The 19,234-nt window shown below is 73.2% G+C and carries 8 protein-coding genes; 7 read left to right on the top strand and 1 reads right to left on the bottom strand.

Annotation, left to right across the window (positions count from 1 at the left end; genetic code table 11):
- Positions 1 to 28: 28 nt before the first annotated feature.
- On the bottom strand, positions 29 to 1,939 hold the full coding sequence (locus D1350_RS19215; RefSeq protein ID WP_125777660.1) for an FAD-binding monooxygenase: 1,911 nt from the start codon (positions 1,937 to 1,939) through the stop codon (positions 29 to 31).
- A gap of 119 nt (positions 1,940 to 2,058) precedes the next feature.
- Here D1350_RS19215 and D1350_RS19210 point away from each other — a divergent pair, with 119 nt between their 5' ends.
- From D1350_RS19210 to D1350_RS19180, 7 genes are all read left to right on the top strand, one after another.
- Positions 2,059 to 3,552, top strand: coding sequence for a fumarylacetoacetate hydrolase family protein (locus D1350_RS19210; RefSeq protein ID WP_125777719.1), 1,494 nt, complete (start codon positions 2,059 to 2,061; stop codon positions 3,550 to 3,552).
- Positions 3,549 to 4,256 carry a GntR family transcriptional regulator gene (locus tag D1350_RS19205; RefSeq protein WP_125777659.1) on the top strand — a complete coding sequence of 236 codons (708 nt, stop codon included), beginning with the start codon at positions 3,549 to 3,551 and terminating at the stop codon, positions 4,254 to 4,256. The genes D1350_RS19210 and D1350_RS19205 overlap by 4 nt, the downstream gene beginning before the upstream one ends.
- Entirely contained in the window at positions 4,253 to 5,770 is a 1,518-nt protein-coding gene (gene hpaE / locus D1350_RS19200) for a 5-carboxymethyl-2-hydroxymuconate semialdehyde dehydrogenase (protein ID WP_125777658.1), read from the top strand. Before D1350_RS19205 ends, hpaE begins: the two co-directional genes overlap by 4 nt.
- Positions 5,767 to 6,888: a 3,4-dihydroxyphenylacetate 2,3-dioxygenase gene (hpaD, locus tag D1350_RS19195; protein ID WP_125777657.1), complete on the top strand. Its 1,122-nt coding sequence runs from the start codon at positions 5,767 to 5,769 to the stop codon at positions 6,886 to 6,888. Before hpaE ends, hpaD begins: the two co-directional genes overlap by 4 nt.
- 77 nt (positions 6,889 to 6,965) lie before the next feature.
- Positions 6,966 to 7,685 carry a fumarylacetoacetate hydrolase family protein gene (locus D1350_RS19190; protein WP_240644218.1) on the top strand — a complete coding sequence of 240 codons (720 nt, stop codon included), beginning with the start codon at positions 6,966 to 6,968 and terminating at the stop codon, positions 7,683 to 7,685.
- Complete coding sequence (locus D1350_RS19185) at positions 7,670 to 8,449, top strand: HpcH/HpaI aldolase family protein (RefSeq protein ID WP_206074608.1); 780 nt, start codon at positions 7,670 to 7,672, stop codon at positions 8,447 to 8,449. Before D1350_RS19190 ends, D1350_RS19185 begins: the two co-directional genes overlap by 16 nt.
- Before the next feature lie 426 nt (positions 8,450 to 8,875).
- A complete protein-coding gene (locus tag D1350_RS19180) occupies positions 8,876 to 19,120 on the top strand; it encodes an SdrD B-like domain-containing protein (protein ID WP_125777655.1) in 10,245 nt (3,414 codons plus the stop codon).
- Positions 19,121 to 19,234: the final 114 nt, after the last annotated feature.

The raw sequence follows: 19,234 nt of genomic DNA, 5'->3' as shown, positions 1-19,234 counted from the left end.
GGTCCTCCAGGGAGAGGGTGACGGATGGTCAGTGGGTGGCCGCGGGCGGCGGCTCGAGCAGGGCTCCGGCGAAGAAGGCGCTGAGCCCGTCCCTGGCGCTGAGCGGCAGCACCGCGGCCACGTACTGGTCGGGGCGCACGACGACGACCGCCCCGCCGCGGTCGACGCCACGCAGCTCGAAGATGTCCTGCGCGGGGTCGGTGGCGTAGACCTTCTCGTAGTCGACCAGCCCGAACGGCCCGACGCGGGGCCGGAAGACCTCGGGCACGTCGCCGAGCTCCACGCCGAAGTGGTCCTGCTGGTAGACGACCTTGACATCGAGCACGGAGTCCGGGTCGGTCCCCTCCGGGGTGAACCGCAGCAGCGGTGAGCCGTCGTCGGCGGCCAGCCACGAGGCCCAGTCCCGGAGGGCCGAGGGCTCACCCGGCGCGGGGGAGTCGGCGAACGCGTAGACACGCCACCGGCCGTCGGCCCGGGCGTGGTGGCCCAGGTGGGCGGGGAGGCCGTCGGCCACCCGCTCGACCGGGGCCGACTTGAACCGCTTGCCCACCGGGAAACCCGTGGCGAGCTCCTGGTGGGCAGGCCCGGCCACGATCGTCGACGGCTGGTACTGGGTCATGAAGCCGCACGGGAACTCGGCGGTCTTCACGTAGAAGTCCTCGAGATAGGTCGGGTCGGGGAGGTCCTCCGGGGGCGTCGCCATGAGCCGCGACCACTCCCGGTCGAAGTCGATGAGGTCCTGGGCGACGACCTGCCGCTCGGCCGAGTAGGTGGCCAGCAGGGCCTCCGGCGCGCGGCCCGTGAGCACGTGCGCGAGCTTCCAGGCGATGTTCCAGCCGTCCTGCATCGACACGTTCATGCCCTGCCCGGCCTTGGCGCTGTGCGTGTGGCAGGCGTCGCCGGTGAGGAAGACCCGCGGGGTGCGCAGGCCGGTGAGCTCGCGAGGAACGTCGTCGAACCCGTCGGTGACCCGGTGGCCCACCTCGTAGACGCTGTGCCAGGGCACGTCCTTCACGTCCAGCGTGTACGGGTGCAGGATCCGGTTCGCCCGGGCGATGATCTCGTCCAGCGACGTCGCGCGGACGCGGCCGCCTTCGCCCGGGGGCACCTCGCCGAGGTCGACGTACCAGCGCGCGAGGAAACCGCCCTCGCGGGGGATGAGGAGGATCGACCCGCCGTCGTGCGACTGGATGGCGCACTTGGTGCGCACGTCCGGGAAGTCGGTCACGGCCAGGACGTCCATCACGCCCCAGGCGTGGTTGGCCTTGTCGCCCACCGGCTTGCGGCCGATCGCGTCCCGGACGGCGCTGTGCGCGCCGTCCGACCCGATGACGTAGCGGGCGCGCACCGTGCGCTCGCTGCCGGTGCGCGGTCCGGTCGTGTGCCGCAGCGTCACGGTGACCGGGTCGTCGTCGCTCGCGTCGCTCACGGTGAGGCCCACGACCTCCAGGCCGTAGTCCGGGGTCACGCGGGCGGGCGCGTGGGCCGCGACCTCGGCGAAGTAGTCGAGCACGCGCGCCTGGTTGACGATGAGGTGCGGGAACTCGCTGATCCCGGCGGGGTCGTCGGGCGGGACGGCGGCGCGCGCGATGTTCCCCGGGTTCTCCGGGTCGGGCTTCCAGAAGGCCATCTCGGTGATCCGGTACGCCTCGGCGGTGATCCGCTCGGCGAACCCGAACGCCTGGAACGTCTCGACGCTGCGCGCCTGGATGCCGTCGGCCTGGCCCAGCTCGAGCCGCCCGGCCCGGCGCTCGACGACGTGCGTGCGGATGCTGGGGAACTGTGCCAGCTGGGCCGCCGCGATCATGCCCGCGGGGCCGCTGCCGACGATGAGCACGTCGACCTCGTCCGGCAGCCCGGCGGGCCGCTCGAGCCCGTAGCCCGCAGCCCGCTGGACACGCGGGTCGCCGGACACGTAGCCGTGGTGGTGGAACTGCATCGTTCCTCCGTTCTGCTCGTGTGCCGCATCCTTGCCGCACCCTCCTCGACCATATACGATCTATGATACGAATGGCCAGCATCGTGGCAGGCCAGCGCAACGACGGGCGAGGGAGCTCCATGGGTACCGAGGCGCAGGCAGGGCCGCTCGCGTCGCGGCCGGGCAAGATCGTCGCCGTCCACCTCGCCTACGCGTCACGCGCCGACCAGCGCGGCCGGCGCCCCGCGGCGCCGTCGTACTTCCTCAAGCCGAGCAGCTCGCTCGCCGCTACCGGGGGTGTCGTCGAGCGGCCTGCCGGCACGGAGCTCCTGGCCTTCGAGGGTGAGGTCGCTCTGATCATCGGCGAACCGGCCCGGCAGGTGCCGGTCGAGGAAGCGTGGGGGCACGTCGCCGCCGTGACGGCGGCGAACGACCTCGGCGTCTACGACCTGCGGTGGGCCGACAAGGGCTCCAACGTGCGATCCAAGGGCCGCGACGGCTACACGCCGCTCGGCCCGGCCCTCATCGACGCCCGCGCGGTCGACCCGGCCGGGCTGCGGTTGCGCACCTGGGTCAACGGCGAGCTCGTGCAGGAGGACACCACCGGTGCCGACGCGCTGCTGTTCCCGTTCGCGCAGATCGTGGCCGACCTCTCCCACCACCTCACGCTCGAGACGGGCGACGTCATCCTCACGGGCACGCCCGCCGGGTCGAGCGTGGTGGCGCCGGGCGACGTCGTCGAGGTCGAGGTGGACGCGCCGACGGCGCCGGGCGCGCCGACGTCGGGCCGCCTGGTGACCACCGTGGTGCAGGGCGACGAGCCGATCGACGGGGCCGGCGCCGGGCCCCGGACCGACGACACCCAGCGTGCCGAGGCGTGGGGGAGCCGCGACGCCGCGGGCCTGGCGGCCGAGCCGGAGCCGGAGCCGGAGTCGTTCGTGCTCACCGACGAGCTCGCCGAGAAGCTGCGCCGGGCGCCGGTGGCCGGGCTCTCCGCCCAGCTGCGCAAGCGCGGGCTCGACAACGTGGTCATCGAGGGCGTTCGGCCGAACAGGCCCGGCGCCACGATCGTGGGCCGCGCGCGGACGCTGCGCTTCCTCCCGAACCGCGAGGACCTGTTCGCCGCGCACGGTGGCGGCTACAACGCGCAGAAGCGGACGTTCGACACCGTCGGGCCCGGCGAGGTCATCGTCATCGAGGCCCGCGGAGAGACCAGCTCGGCGACGCTCGGCGACGTGCTCGCGCTGCGCGCCCGGGTGCGCGGGGCCGCGGGCGTCGTGACCGACGGCGGCGTGCGGGACTTCGAGGCCGTGGCCGCCACCGGGCTGGCTGTCTTCTCCCGGGGCGCCCATCCCGCGGTGCTCGGCCGCCGGCACGTGCCGTGGGACACCGACGTGGCCGTCGCCTGCGGCGGGGCGACGGTGCTGCCCGGCGACGTCGTCGTGGGCGACGCGGACGGCGTCGTCGTCGTGCCGCCGCACCTGGCCGAGGAGGTCGCCGACGCGACCCTCGCCCAGGAGGAGGAGGACACCTGGGTGGCCGAGCAGGTGGCCGCAGGCCACCCGATCGACGGGCTGTTCCCCCCGGACGCGGGGTGGCGGGCGCGCTTCGAGGCGTGGAGGGACGGACGGTGAACGCCCCCGGGACGACGGCGACCACGTCCAGCAAGTCCCAGCTCGCCTACACCCACCTGCGCGACCGCATCGCGCGCCACGAGCTGAGCCCGGGATACCGCCTGGTGCTCCAGAGCATCGCCGACGAGCTCGCGATGAGCGTGGTGCCGGTGCGCGAGGCCATCCGGCGGCTGGAGGCCGAGGGGCTGGTGACCTTCGAGCGCAACGTGGGCGCCCGGGTCGCGATGGTCGACGCGCACGGGTACGTCGACGCGATGCAGGCCCTCGGCGTCGTCGAGGGGGCCGCCACCGGGCTCTCGGCGACCGGGATCTCCGCAGCGGACCTCGCCCGGGCCACCGAGGTGAACGACCACCTCCGGTCCCTCCTGGACCACTTCGACCCGCACGCGTTCACCGCCCTGAACAGGCAGTTCCACTCGGTGCTGTTCGAGTCGTGCCCCAACCGGCTGCTCCTCGACATGGTGCACCGCGGATGGGCCCAGCTGTCCGGCCTGAGGGACTCCACGTTCGCGTTCGTCCCCGGGCGGGCCCAGCAGTCCGTGGCCGAGCACACCCACATCCTCGACCTGATCGCCCGGCGGGCGGACCCTCTCGAGATCGAGATCGCCGCGCGCAACCACCGGTGGGCGACCATGCAGGCCTTCCTGGACGCTCGCGCCGACGGGGCAGTGCCCCACCAGACCCGACCCAGGGAGACACGATGACCGACCAGACGATCCGCCACGTGCCCGCCGACCTGCCCGGGCGGATCCAGCACTACATCGGCGGAGCGTTCGTCGACTCGGTCGACGGTGACACGTTCGACGTGCTCGAACCGGTGACCAACGATGTCTACCTGCAGGCGGCGGCGGGCAAGGCGGCCGACGTCGACCTCGCCGTCGCCGCGGCGCGCGACGCGTTCCTCACCGGGCCCTGGCCCCGGCTGCTGCCGCGCGAGCGCTCGCGGGTGCTGCACCGGATCGCGGACCTCGTGGAGTCCCGCGACGCCCGGCTCGCCGAGCTGGAGAGCTTCGACTCGGGCCTGCCGATCACGCAGGCGCTCGGTCAGGCGCGCCGGGCCGCGGAGAACTTCCGGTTCTTCGCGGACCTGGTCGTGGCCCAGTCGGACGACACGTTCAAGGTGCCCGGCCGTCAGCTCAACTACGTCAACCGCAAGCCCATCGGCGTCGCCGGCCTCATCACGCCGTGGAACACGCCGTTCATGCTGGAGTCGTGGAAGCTCGCTCCCGCGCTGGCGACCGGCAACACGGTGGTGCTCAAGCCCGCCGAGTTCACGCCGCTCTCTGCCTCGCTGTGGGCGGGCATCTTCGAGGAGGCAGGGCTGCCCGCCGGGGTGTTCAACCTGGTCAACGGCCTGGGCGAGGAGGCGGGGGACGCGCTGGTCAAGCACCCGGACGTCCCGCTGATCTCGTTCACCGGAGAGAGCAGCACGGGGCAGGTCATCTTCGCCAACGCCGCCCCGCACCTCAAGGGCCTGTCGATGGAGCTGGGCGGCAAGTCACCGGCCGTCGTCTTCGCCGACGCCGACCTGGACGCCGCCGTCGACGCGACGATCTTCGGGGTGTTCTCCCTCAACGGCGAGCGCTGCACCGCCGGGTCGCGCATCCTCGTGGAACGGGCGGTCTACGAGGAGTTCGTCGAGCGGTACGCCGAGCAGGCGAAGCGCGTCGTCGTCGGCGACCCGCAGGACCCCCGGACCGAGGTGGGCGCGCTGGTGCATCCGGAGCACTTCGACAAGGTCATGTCGTACATCGAGATCGGCAGGACCGAGGGCCGGCTCGTCGCGGGCGGCGGGCGCCCGGAGGGGTTCGACACCGGCAACTACGTGGCGCCGACGGTCTTCGCGGACGTGCCGTCGTCGGCCCGGATCTTCCAGGAGGAGATCTTCGGGCCCGTCGTGGCGATCACGCCGTTCGACACCGAGGAGGAGGCCCTCGCCCTGGCCAACGGCGTGAGGTACGGCCTCGCGGCCTACGTCTGGACCAACGACCTGAGGCGCGCGCACACCTTCGCGCAGGCCGTCGAGGCGGGCATGGTCTGGCTCAACTCGAACAACGTGCGCGACCTGCGCACGCCGTTCGGCGGGGTCAAGGCCTCCGGGCTCGGGCACGAGGGCGGCTACCGCTCGATCGACTTCTACACCGACCAGCAGGCGGTGCACATCACGCTCGGCGCGGCGCACAACCCGACCTTCGGCAAGGCAGAGGAGTCCCGATGACGACGACCGACCCGATCCCCACCGCCGGCTCGATCCCCACGCCCGCTGCGCCGCCGCCGGACATCCTGCGGTCCGCGTACATGGAGCTGGTCGTCACGGACCTGGCGGCCTCCCGGGCCTTCTACGTCGACGTGCTGGGCCTGGTCGTCACCGAGGAGGACGACGACGCCGTCTACCTCCGCAGCCTCGAGGAGTTCATCCACCACAACCTGGTGCTGCGCAAGGGGCCGGTGGCCGCCGTCGCCGCCTTCTCCTACCGGGTGCGCAGCCCTGAGGAGCTGGACCGGGCCGTCGCGTTCTACACGGAGCTGGGCTGCCGCGTGGAGCGCCGCGCGGACGGCTTCACCCGGGGCGTCGGCGACTCGGTGCGGGTGACCGACCCGCTCGGGTTCCCCTACGAGTTCTTCTACGACGTGGAGCACGTCGAGCGCCTGGCCTGGCGGTACGACCTGCACACACCCGGCGCCCTGGTGCGCCTGGACCACTTCAACCAGGTGACCCCGGACGTCGCGCGCGCCGTGCGGTACATGGAGGACCTCGGCTTCCGCGTCACGGAGGACATCCGGGACGACGAGGGCACCACCTACGCGGCGTGGATGCGCCGCAAGCCGACGGTGCACGACACCGCGATGACGGGCGGCGACGGCCCCCGCATGCACCACGTCGCGTTCGCCACGCACGAGAAGCACAACATCATCGCGATCTGCGACAAGCTCGGCGCGCTGCGCCTGTCGGACCGCATCGAGCGCGGTCCGGGCCGGCACGGGGTGTCCAACGCCTTCTACCTGTACCTGCGCGACCCGGACGGGCACCGCGTCGAGATCTACACGCAGGACTACTACACGGGCGACCCCGACAACCCCGTGGTGACCTGGGACGTGCACGACAACCAGCGCCGCGACTGGTGGGGCAATCCCGTGGTGCCGTCCTGGTACACCGAGGCGTCGCTCGTCCTGGACCTGGACGGCGACCCGCAGCCGGTGGCCGCCCGCACGGACACCTCGGAGATGGCCGTCACCATCGGGGCGGACGGGTTCTCCTACACCCGTCCCGAGGACGACGCCGACGCCCTGCCGTCCTGGAAGCAGGGCGAGTACAAGCTGGGGCACCAGCTGTGACGGGCGAGCGCAGGCTCGACGACGCCACGGTCGCCGCCATCGCCGACGAGCTCGCTCGCGCCGAGGCGGAGAGCACCATGGTGCCGCTCCTGACGGCCCGGTACCCCGGCATGACCGTCGAGGACTCCTACGCCGTGCAGAACACCTGGCGCCGTCGCGGCATCGAGGCCGGTCGCCGGCCGGTGGGCCGCAAGATCGGGCTCACGTCGAAGGTGATGCAGGCTGCGACGGGGATCACGGAGCCCGACTACGGCGCGATCTTCGCCGACATGGTCTTCGAGAACGGGTCGGTCATCGAGCACCGGCGGTTCTCGAACGTCCGGATCGAGGTGGAGCTCGCCTTCGTGCTGCGTGACGGCCTGAAGGGGCCCGACGTCACGGTGTTCGACGTGCTCCGCGCGACCGAGTACGTGGTGCCGGCCCTCGAGATCCTGTCGTCGCGCATCGAGATGCCGGGGCGCACCATCGTCGACACGATCAGCGACAACGCGGCGATGGGGGGCATGGTCTACGGCGGCAACCCGGTGCGGGTCGGGGAGACCGACCTGCGCTGGGTCTCCGCGCTCCTGTACCGCAACGAGAGCATCGAGGAGTCCGGCGTCGCCGCCGCCGTGCTCAACCACCCGGCCGCCGGCGTCGCCTGGCTGGCGAACAAGCTCGCCCAGCACGGCGACGCGCTGCAGCCGGGCGAGATCGTCCTGGCCGGTTCGTTCACCCGGCCCGTGTGGGTGGAGCGGGGCGACACCGTGCTGGCCGACTACCGAGAGCTGGGGACCGTCTCGTGCCGATTCGTCTGACCCTTCCACCCACGTTCCGGGACCGTCTCGGCGCGGCCGACCGACCGCAGATCGGCATGTGGGTCTGCTCCGGCAGCCCGCTGGTGGCCGAGATCTGCGCGGGCGCCGGCCTCGACTGGCTGCTGATCGACGGCGAGCACTCACCGGTCGGCCTGGAGACCCTGACGGCGATCCTGCAGGCGGTGGCGCCGTACCCGGTCACCCCGCTCGTGCGGGTGCCGTCCGACGACGCCGTGCGGCTCAAGCAGGTCCTGGACCTGGGCGCCCAGAACGTGCTGGTGCCGATGGTCGAGACGGTCGAGCAGGCGCGGGCTGCCGTGCGGGCCGTGCGCTACCCGCCGCACGGCGTGCGGGGCGTCGGCAGCGCGCTCGCCCGCGGCGCACGCTGGAACCGCGTCGAGGACTACCTGCGGGACGCGGACCGCCACGTGTCGCTCTTCGTGCAGGTCGAGTCCGCGACCGGCGTCGAGAACGCCGGCGCGATCGCGGCGGTCGGCGGGATCGACGGCGTGTTCGTCGGACCGTCCGACCTGGCCGCCTCCCTGGGCCTGCTCGGGCAGCAGACGCACCCGGACGTCGTCGCCGCCGTGCGCGCGACCTTCGAGGCGGTACGCGCCGCGGGCAAGCCCGTCGGCGTCAACGCCTTCGACCCGGCCGTGGCCCGGGACTACCTGGAGGCCGGTGCCTCCTTCGTGCTCGTCGGGGCCGACGTCGCGCTGCTCGCCCGTGGCTCGGAAGCCCTGGCGGAGACGTTTGTCGCCTGAGCGGGAATGCGGCCGACGTGCCTGTCCGATAATGGATTCGAGGGGCATTTTGAACCGGTTTCCTTGACGGATTGTGATATTCGATCGTTACCTTTCGCTGATGCGGGCGGGTGAAGTTTTTCTGGGTCGGTCTCGACGGGGCTACCGGGCCGGCTAGTGCCCTGACCTGGGACGAGATTGCGTCGGGCCATCACTTGGTACCGGGGAATCGCTGTGCTTTGACCGTTTCCCCGTCCGCTTGCGGTCCACTTGCGAGTGCCGGAACGTGGGCTTCGCCGTCGCGCACCGTCGCGCACGGCGTGGGCCGTGCATGGGCGCTGGGGGGCGAACAATATGGTTGCTCGACGCATTTCTGGTGGATACTCGCGGACGATTGCCATGGCTGTGACCGGGGTGCTGGCTCTTTCCTGAGCCGCGACCGCCTCTGTGGCCACGGCGCCGTCGGCGAGAGCGGCGGAGCAGAACGGCTACGTCTTCAACGACCCGTGGACCCTGGTGACACCGGGTACGGCGGCTACAAGCTTTACCGACCCGGCCTACCGGGCGAGCGCGACCAACACGGCGCGGACCACGATCCCCGCGGGGCTCGGGAGCGTGACCGTGACGGCGCAGTTCGCTCCCGACGCGACGAGGACCGCAGGAACGACGTTCCTGACCAACGGGACCAACCAGAGCGCCTACGGCGGCACGCCCGCGATGTTCCACGGTGCTCCCACCCCGGCGAACGTCCCGGCACTGGGCCTGCTGACCCACGCGTCAGGGGGCTGCGGCGGAGCGCTGGGGACGGCGGCGCACCAGAACTTCGCCAGCTCGTGCGACGTGGGCCTGCTGACCGTGACGTTCTCGCGGCCGGTCACCGACATGGTGCTCGACATCAGCGGCCTGGGCGGCTACGCGACGGCGCAGTACGAGCAGGCCCCCAACTTCTACGCCCGCGGCTCGTTCAACAGCACGATCTGGTCGATCGTCGGCGGCGGCGTGACCTTTGCGAACCCGACGGCGGGGCGCACCAACCTGGCCGTCAGCCCCACGTCGATGCAGGTCACGAACCGGAACACGAGCCCGTTCTGCAACACCCGGAACAAGTCGAACGACGGCACGCCGTCGGAGTCGCCCGACACCGACTTCGCGGGCTGCGGCTCCGTCATCCTCTCGGGCACCACCACCGCCGTGACGTTCCGGATCCAGTCGCTCGTGTCGCCCTTCAGCCTGTACCCGACCGCCACGTACGGCACCGGCTCGGCGCTGTTCCAGAACAACGGCACGGTGAACGCGGACGGCATCAACGGCGCCAACGTCACCTACAGCGAGCCGATCCTGCTGCCGAGCCGCACGGCCACCCTGGTCAACGCGGACCTGCAGCGCATCTCCTTCCGGCTCCCGGCGCTCGGCGTGCTCGGCGACAGGGTGTGGCAGGACGTCGACGGGGACGGGCTGCAGGATGCGGGCGAGCCCGGCGTCGCGGGCGTCACCGTCACGCTCACCGACGCGGACGGCAACCCCGTGCTCGGCGCGACGGGACAGCCGATCGCCACCACCACGACGGCCGCGGGCGCCTACACGTTCACGGGCCTGCCCTTCGGCACCTACCGGGTACGGTTCAGCGGCCTGCCCGCGGGCTTCTCCTTCGTGGCTCCGGACGCAGGCGACGACACGCTCGACTCGGATGCCGACCCGGCCACGGGTCTGACCCCGGCGACCACGCTGAGCAGCGCCGCGCCGCAGGATCTCACGCTCGACGCGGGGATCGCCCAGCTCGGCTCGATCGGTGACCGTGTCTGGCGTGACGACGACGGCGACGGCGTCCAGGACGCGGGGGAGCCCGGCGTCGGCGGGGTGACGGTCGTGCTCTACGACGCCGCGGGTGCCGAGGTGGCGCGGACGACGACCGCCGCGGACGGGACCTACCTGTTCGCGAGCCTGCCGCTGGGGGACTACGCGGTCGAGTTCACGGCCCTGCCCGCCGGCACGGTCCTGTCCCCGCAGGACGCGGGCGCGGACGACGCCGTCGACTCCGACGCCGATCCCGCCACCGGCCGGACCGGGACGGTGACGCTCACCCCGGCCGCCCGGGACGTGCTCACGGTCGACGCCGGAGTGGTCCCGCTCGGCGGGATCGGTGACACGGTGTGGAGCGACGTGGACCGCGACGGCCTCCAGGACGCGGGGGAGCCGGGCGTCGCCGGGGTCACCGTGGTCCTGTACGACGGAGCGGGCGCGGAGGTCGCGCGGACGACGACGGACGCGGACGGCGCGTACTGGTTCGGCGACCTGCCGCTGGGCGGCTACACGGTCGAGTTCACGGACCTGCCGACGGCGTCCACGCTCACCGCTCTGGACGCCGGGGACGACGCGCTGGACTCGGACGCCGACCCGGCCACGGGCCGGACGGCGACGGTCACGCTCACCGGCGACGCGCCGGTGGTCCAGACGGTCGACGCCGGCATCCTTGCGCCGCTCGGTTCCGTCGGCGACACGGTGTGGAGCGACGTGGACCGCGACGGCGTGCAGGACGCGGGCGAGCCGGGCGTGGCTGGGGTCACCGTGGTCCTGTACGACGCGGCGGGTGCCGAGGTGGCCCGCACGACGACGGACGCCGACGGGGGCTACCTGTTCTCCGGCCTGGCCATGGGCGACTACACCGTGGAGTTCACGGGCCTCCCGACGGGGACCACGCTGTCCCCGCAGGACACAGGCACGGACGACGGCCTCGACTCCGACGCCGACCCGGCCACCGGCCGGACCGGCACGGTGAGCCTGACGCCGGAGACGCCCGACGTCCTCACGGTCGACGCCGGGGTGCTGCCGCCGCTCGGTTCGATCGGCGACCTCGTCTGGCGCGACGCGGACGCCGACGGCGTCCAGGACGCGGGCGAGCCGGGCGTCGCCGCGGTCACCGTGGTCCTGTACGACGCGGCGGGCGCCGAGGTGGCCCGGACGACGTCGGACGCGAACGGCGCCTACCTGTTCGCGGGTCTGCCGATGGGCGACTACACGGTCGAGCTCACGGGCCTTCCGGCCGGGCTGGCCCTCACCGGGCAGGACCTCGGCGGGGACGACGCCCTCGACTCCGACGCGGATCCCGCCACGGGTCGCACCGGCACGGTCAGGCTGACGCCGGAACAGCCGGACGTCCTGACGGTCGACGCGGGCCTGGTCCCGCTCGGCTCGATCGGTGACCTGGTCTGGCGCGACCAGGACGGTGACGGCCTGCAGGACGAGGGCGAGCCAGGCCTGCCCGGGGTCACCGTGGTGCTCTACGACGCGGCGGGCGCCGAGGTGGCCCGGACGACGACGGACGCGGACGGCGGCTACCTGTTCGAGGACCTGCCTGTCGGCGACTACGCGGTCGAGTTCACGGGCCTGGCGGCCGACCAGCGGCTGACGGCCCTGGACGCGGGCGACGACGCCCTCGACTCCGACGCGGATCCCCTGACCGGCCGGACCGGCACGATCGCCGTCGTCGACGGCGCCCTCGACGTGCGCACGGTCGACGCCGGCGTGGTGCAGCTCGGGTCGGTCGGCGACACCGTGTGGCTCGACGAGGACCGGGACGGGGTGCAGGACGCCGGCGAGCCGGGCGTCCCGGCGGTGACCGTGGTCCTGCGCGACGCCGCGGGCGGCGAGGTCGCCCGGACCACCACCGACGAGAACGGCGCGTATCTCTTCGAGGGGTTGCCGCTCGGCGACTACTCGGTGCTCTTCGAGAACCTCCCGACGGCCGCCACGCTGACGACCCAGGGGTCCGGGACCGACCCGGCGCTCGACTCGGACGCCGACCCGGCCACGGGCAGCACCGGGACGGTCAGCCTGACCAACGAGGTCCCGGACCGCACGGACATCGACGCGGGCGTGCTGCCGCCGCTGGGCTCCATCGGCGACACCCTCTGGAGCGACCTGGACGGCGACGGGCTGCAGGGCGCGGGGGAGCCCGGCCTGGCCGGGGTCACCGTGGTCCTGTACGACGCGGACAGCGTGGAGGTGGGCCGCACGACGACCGCGGCGGACGGCACCTACCTGTTCGAGAACCTGCCGATGGGCGACTACACCGTCGCCGTCGAAGGGCTCGGCGACGACCAGATCCTCTCGCCGCAGGACGCCGGGGACGACGCGCTCGACTCGGACGCCGACCCGGCCACCGGCCGCACGGGCACGATCACCCTCGTCGCGGGGGCGAGGGACGTGCGCACGGTGGACATCGGCGTGGTGCAGCTCGGCTCCGTCGGAGACACGGTGTGGCGCGACCTGGACGACGACGGCGTCCAGGACGCCGGCGAGCCGGGCGTGGCCGCGGTGACCGTGGTGCTGCACGACGCCACGGGCGCCGAGGTGGCGCGGACCACCACGGCAGCGGACGGCACGTACCTGTTCGCGGGGCTGTCGCTCGGCGACTACTCGGTGACGTTCACGGCACCGGAGGGTCTCGGCCTCTCGCCGCAGGACGTGGGCGACGACATGCTGGACTCCGACGCCGACCCGCTGACCGGCTCCACCGGACCGGTGACGCTCACGGTCGACGCCCCGCACACCCGCGACCTGGACGCGGGTCTGGTCCGGCTCGGGTCCATCGGTGATGTGGTGTGGGACGACGTCGACGGTGACGGCGTGCAGGACGACGGCGAGCCCGGCCTGGCCGGGGTGACGGTGGTCCTGTTCGACGCGTCGGGCGCCGAGGTGGCCCGGACGACGACCGGCGCGGACGGTACGTACGTGTTCGGCGGCCTGCCGATGGCGGACTACTCCGTCGGGTTCGAGGGGCTGCCGGTCGGTACCGGCTTCTCGCCCGCGAACAGCGGCGGCGACGACGCGCTCGACTCGGACGCCGACCCCGTCACGGGGCGCACGGCGACGATCACGCTCACGAACGACGTGCCCGACCGGACGGACGTGGACGCGGGCGTCCAGGTGCTCGGTTCGATCGGCGACCGGGTGTGGCGCGACCTCGACGACGACGGTGTCCAGGACGACGGCGAGCCCGGCGCGGCCGGGGTCACCGTCGTGCTGCGGGCTTCCGACGGGGCCGAGCTTGCGCGGACGACGACCGCGGCGGACGGTTCGTACCTGTTCGGCGACCTGGTGCTCGGCGACTACGTCGTCGGCTTCGAGGCGCCTGACGGGTTCGGCCTGTCGCCGCAGGACATGGGCGACGACGCTCTGGACTCGGACGCCGACCCGGTGACGGGCCGGACGGCCGTGGTGACTCTCATCCGTGACCTGCCGGACGTGCTCACGGTCGACGCCGGCCTGGTGCGGCTCGGGTCGATCGGTGACCGCGTGTGGCAGGACCTCGACGGTGACGGTGTCCAGGACCCGGGCGAGCCGGGCCTGGCCGGCGTGACGGTGGTCCTCTACGACGCGACGGGAGCCGAGGTTGCCCGGACCGCCACGGCGGCGGACGGCTCGTACCTGTTCGCGGGCCTGCCGATGGGCGACTACACGGTGGGGCTCGAGGGCCTCCCGGCGGACACGACGCTCTCGCCCGTCTCGCAGGGTGGCGATCCCGCGCTCGACTCCGACGTCGACCCGGCCACCGGCCGCACGGCCGCGGTCGCGCTGACCGACGAGGCCCCCGACCGGACCGACGTCGACGCGGGCGTGCAGCCCACGGGGTCGATCGGCGACACGGTCTGGCGCGACCTGGACGACGACGGCGTGCAGGACGCGGGCGAGCCGGGCGTCGGCGGTGTGACCGTGGTGCTCTACGACACGACGGGTGCCGAGGTGGCCCGCACGACGGCCGCCGATGACGGCACCTACCTGTTCGACGGTCTCGTCCTGGGCGACTACACCGTGGGGTTCGAGGGCCTGGCCGGCGACCTCGCGTGGACGGGCTCGGACGTCGGCGACGACGCGCTCGACTCCGACGCCGACCCGGCCACGGGCCGTACCGCGACGATCACCCTCACCACCGACGTCCCGGACCGGACGGACGTGGACGCGGGGCTGGTGCAGCTCGGGTCGATCGGTGACGTGGTGTGGGACGACGTCGACGGTGACGGCGTGCAGGACGTGGGCGAGCCCGGGATTCCGGGCGTGGCCGTGGTGCTGTACGACGCCGACGGCGTCGAGGTGGCCCGGACGATGACGGCTGGGGACGGGTCGTACCTGTTCGCGGACCTACCGATGGGTGACTACACGGCCGGGTTCGAGGGGCTCCCGGCGGACACGGCGTTCTCGCCCGCGAACAGCGGCGGGGACGACCTGCTCGACTCCGACGCCGACCCCGTCACGGGCCGGACCGGGACGGTCACGCTGACGAACGACGCGCCCGTCCGGACCGACGTGGACGCAGGCCTGCAGCGGACGGGATCGCTGGGCGACGTCGTCTGGCGTGACCTGGACGACGACGGCGTCCAGGACGCCGGGGAGTCTGGCGTTGCCGACGTCACGGTGGTGCTCTACACCTCGGCGGGCGCCGAGGTGGCCCGCACGACGACGGGCGCCGACGGTTCCTACCTGTTCGGCGACCTGGTGCTCGGCGACTACGTCGTCGGCTTCGAGGCGCCCGACGGGCTGGGCTTCTCCCCGCAGGACGTGGGGGAGGACGCGCTCGACTCCGACGCCGACCCGGTGACGGGCCGCGTGGCCCCGGTACTCCTCACCCGTGAGGTCCCGGACGTGCTCACGGTCGACGCCGGACTGGTCCAGCTCGGCTCGATCGGCGACCGCGTCTGGGACGACGCCGACGGCGACGGCCTCCAGGACGACGGTGAGCCGGGGACCCCCGGCGTGACCGTGATCCTCTACGGCGGAGACGGCGTCGAGGTGGCGCGCACCACCACGGCCGCCGACGGCTCGTACCTGTTCGAGAGCCTGCCCATGGGCGACTACGCCGTCGGTCTCGAGGGGCTGCCGGCCGACACCGCGTTCTCGCCGGCCGCGCAGGGCGCCGACCCGGCGCTCGACTCCGACGTCGACCCGGCGACCGGCCGCACCGGCACGGTCACGCTGAGCAACGAGGCGCCGGACCGGACGGACGTCGACGCGGGACTCTTCCCGGTGGGCTCCCTCGGCGACACGGTGTGGCGCGACCTGGACGACGACGGCGTGCAGGACGCGGGCGAGCCTGGCCTTCCGGGCGTGGCCGTGGTGCTCTACGACGCCACCGGCGCCGAGGCGGCCCGCACGACGACCGCCGACGACGGCTCGTACGTCTTCGGCGCGCTCCCGCTCGGCGACTACACGGTGTCGTTCGCGGCTCCCGACGGCTTCGGCCTCTCGCCGCAGGACTCGGGGGCCGACGACGCGCTCGACTCCGACGCCGACCCGGTCTCCGGCTCGACCGGGACCGTGACCCTCACGCGTGAGGCGCCGCACCGCACCGACGTGGACGCGGGCGTGGTCCGGCTCGGGTCGATCGGCGACACCGTGTGGGACGACGTGGACGGCGACGGCGTGCAGAACGCGGGCGAGCCGGGCCTCCCGGGCGTGACCGTGGTGCTCTACGACGCCGCGGGCGCCGAGGTCGCCCGGACCACGACCACGGACGACGGCACCTATCTGCTGACGGGTCTCCCGATGGGGGACTACACGGTCGGGTTCGAGGGCCTTCCCGCGGACACGGCGTTCTCGCCGTCGGGCCAGGGTGGCGACCCGGCACTCGACTCGGACGCGGACCCGGTCACGGGCCGCACCGCGACGATCACCCTGACGAACGAGGTGCCGGACCGCACCGACGTGGACGCGGGCCTGCAGAGGCTCGGGTCGATCGGCGACCGGGTCTGGCGGGACCTGGACGGCGACGGCGTGCAGGGCGACGGGGAGCCCGGCGTGGCCGGGGTCACCGTGGTGCTCTACGACGCCGCGGGCGACGAGGTCGCGAGCACCACGACTGCGGAGGACGGCACCTACCTCTTCGAGGACCTGGTGCTGGCCGACTACTCCGTCGGGTTCGACGGACTGCCCGACGGCACGGCCTTCACTCGCGCGGCGCAGGGCGGCGACCCGGCGCTCGACTCGGACGCCGACCCGGCCACGCGCGGCACGAGCACCGTCGCGCTGACGCGCGAGGCCCCCGACCGCACCGACCTGGACGCCGGCCTGGTCCAGCTGGGCTCGATCGGTGACACCGTCTGGGTGGACCTCGACGGTGACGGCGTGCGGGACGACGGCGAGCCCGGCCTGGCCGGGGTGACCGTCGTGCTCTACGACGCCACCGGCGTCGAGGTCGCGCGGACGACGACGGCGGCCGATGGTTCCTATGGGTTCGAGAGCCTGCCGATGGGGGACTACACCGTCGGGTTCGAAGGACTGCCGGCCGACACCGCGTTCTCGCCGGCCGCGCAGGGCGGCGACCCGGCGCTGGACTCGGACGTCGACCCGGCGACCGGCCGGACGGCCACGGTCACGCTGACCAACGACGTCCCGGACCGCACCGACGTGGACGCGGGCCTTCAGCCCACGGGCTCGATCGGCGACACCGTCTGGCGCGACCTGGACGACGACGGTGTGCAGGACGCGGGCGAGCCCGGTCTGGCCGGGGTGGTGGTCGTGCTCGACGACGCGACCGGCGCCGAGGCGGCCCGGACCACCACGGCCGAGGACGGTTCGTACGTCTTCGACGACCTCGAGCTGGGCGAGTACGTGGTGGGCTTCGAGGGCCTGCCGACGGGCTTGGCGTGGGCTCCGGTGGCCCAGGCGGACGACCCGGCGCTCGACTCCGACGCCGACCCGGCCACCGGCCGTACCGGTGCGGTGACCCTGACCAACGAGGCGCCGGACCGGACGGACGTCGACGCCGGCGTGGTCCAGCTCGGGTCGATCGGCGACGCCGTCTGGAGCGACCTGGACGGAGACGGCACGCAGGATGCGGGTGAGCCCGGGGTCCCCGGCGTGACCGTCGTCCTGTACGACGCAGCCGGCGTCGAGGTCGGGCGGACCACGACCGCGGACGACGGTTCGTACGTCTTCAGCGGTCAGCCGATGGGCGACTACACGGTCGGGTTCGAAGGCCTTCCGGCGGACACGGCGTTCTCGCCGTCGGGCCAGGGTGATGACCCGGCGCTCGACTCGGACGCGAACCCGGCCACGGGCCGCACGGCGACGAGCTCGCTGACGAACGAGGCCCCGGACCGGACGGACGTGGACGCGGGGCTCCAGCCGACGGGCGCGATCGGGGACCTGGTCTGGCGCGACCTGGACGACGACGGGGTCCAGGACGACGGAGAGCCCGGCCTGGCCGGGGTGACGGTGGTCCTGTACGACGCCGCTGGAGCCGAGGTGGCGCGGACGATCACGACGGCCGACGGCTCGTACCTGTTCGACGACCTGGTGCTCGGGGAGTACACGGTCGGCACCGAGGTGCCGGACGGCCTCGGGTTCGCCCCTCTGGACGCGGGCGACGACGCGACCGACTCGGATGCCGACCCGGTGACGGGCCGCACGGCCGCGGTGGTCCTGACCCTGGACCTGCCGGAGGTGCTCACGGTGGACGTCGGCCTGGTCCAGCTGGGCACGATCGGCGACCGGGTGTGGAGCGACGTCGACGGCGACGGCGTGCAGGACGACGGCGAGGCCGGGACCCCCGGTATCACCGTGGTTCTGTACGACGTCGACGGCATCGAGGTGGCTCGCGCCACCACCGCGGCCGACGGTTCGTACCTGTTCACCGGCCTGCCGATGGGCGACTACACGGTCGGGTTCGAGGGGCTTCCTGCGGGGACGGTGTTCTCGCCGTCGGGCCAGGGTGGTGACCCGGTGCTCGACTCGGACGCCGACCCGGCCACGGGCCGGACCGGCACGATCACGCTGACCAACGAAGCGCCGGACAGCGCGGGCGCCGACGCAGGCCTGGTCCGGCTCGGCTCCGTCGGGAACCGGGTGTGGGACGACGTCGACGGTGACGGCGTGCAGGACGACGGCGAGCCCGGCCTGGCCGGGGTGACCGTGGTCCTGTACGACGGGACCGGCACGGAGACGACCAGGATGACGACCGGCACGGACGGCGGCTACCTGTTCGACGGCCTGCTGCTGGGCGACTACACCGTCGCCTTCTCCGGCCTGCCGCTGTGGATGGCGTTCTCGCCGTCGGTTCAGGGCGGCGACGCGGCGCTCGACTCCGACGTCGACCCAGGCACGGGGCGCACGGCCACCATCACGCTGTCCGACGACGTCCCGGACCGGACCGACGTCGACGCGGGCGTCCAGCCCGTCGGGGCGATCGGTGACACGGTGTGGCTCGACGCGGACGGCGACGGTGTCCAGGACACGGGCGAGCCCGGCGTGGCCGGGGTGGTCGTGACCCTCTACGACGAGAGCGGCGCGGAGGTCGCCCGCACCACGACCGGCGCGGACGGCAGCTACCTCTTCGAGGACGTGCCGCTCGGCACCTACACGGCCGGGTTCTCGGGGCTGCCCTCGGGCGCCCGGTTCACGTCACCCGGCGCGGGCGGCGACACCGGGGCCGACTCCGACGTCGACCCGGGCTCTGGGCGCACCGGACCCGTGGTCCTCACGCGCGATGCTCCGGAGCGGCTCGACGTCGACGCCGGCCTGGTCCGGCCCGTGGCAGGCCCGCCCGACCGACGCGACCCGACCCCCGTGCCCCGCAGGCCCGCGACGGCGCTGCCGGTCACGGGCGCCGAGATCGGGGCGACGATCGGTGCGGTGGTCCTGCTGGTCGTCGTCGGGTCCGTCCTCCTGGGGATGCGGAGGCGAGGACAGAGCGGCTGAGCGGCACCGTTTTTGCGTCGAGCCAGGTGATGGGCCCGGATCTGCGGTTCTCCCGCAGATCCGGGCCCATCACCTATGGGTGAAAAGAGGGTGAAACCCTTCCGGGGTAGATAT

Origin of the sequence: Antribacter gilvus (genome assembly GCF_003946865.1) — a bacterium.
Classification (GTDB): Bacteria; Actinomycetota; Actinomycetes; order Actinomycetales; family Cellulomonadaceae; genus Antribacter; species Antribacter gilvus.
This window is presented reverse-complemented; position numbering and strand designations above follow the sequence as displayed.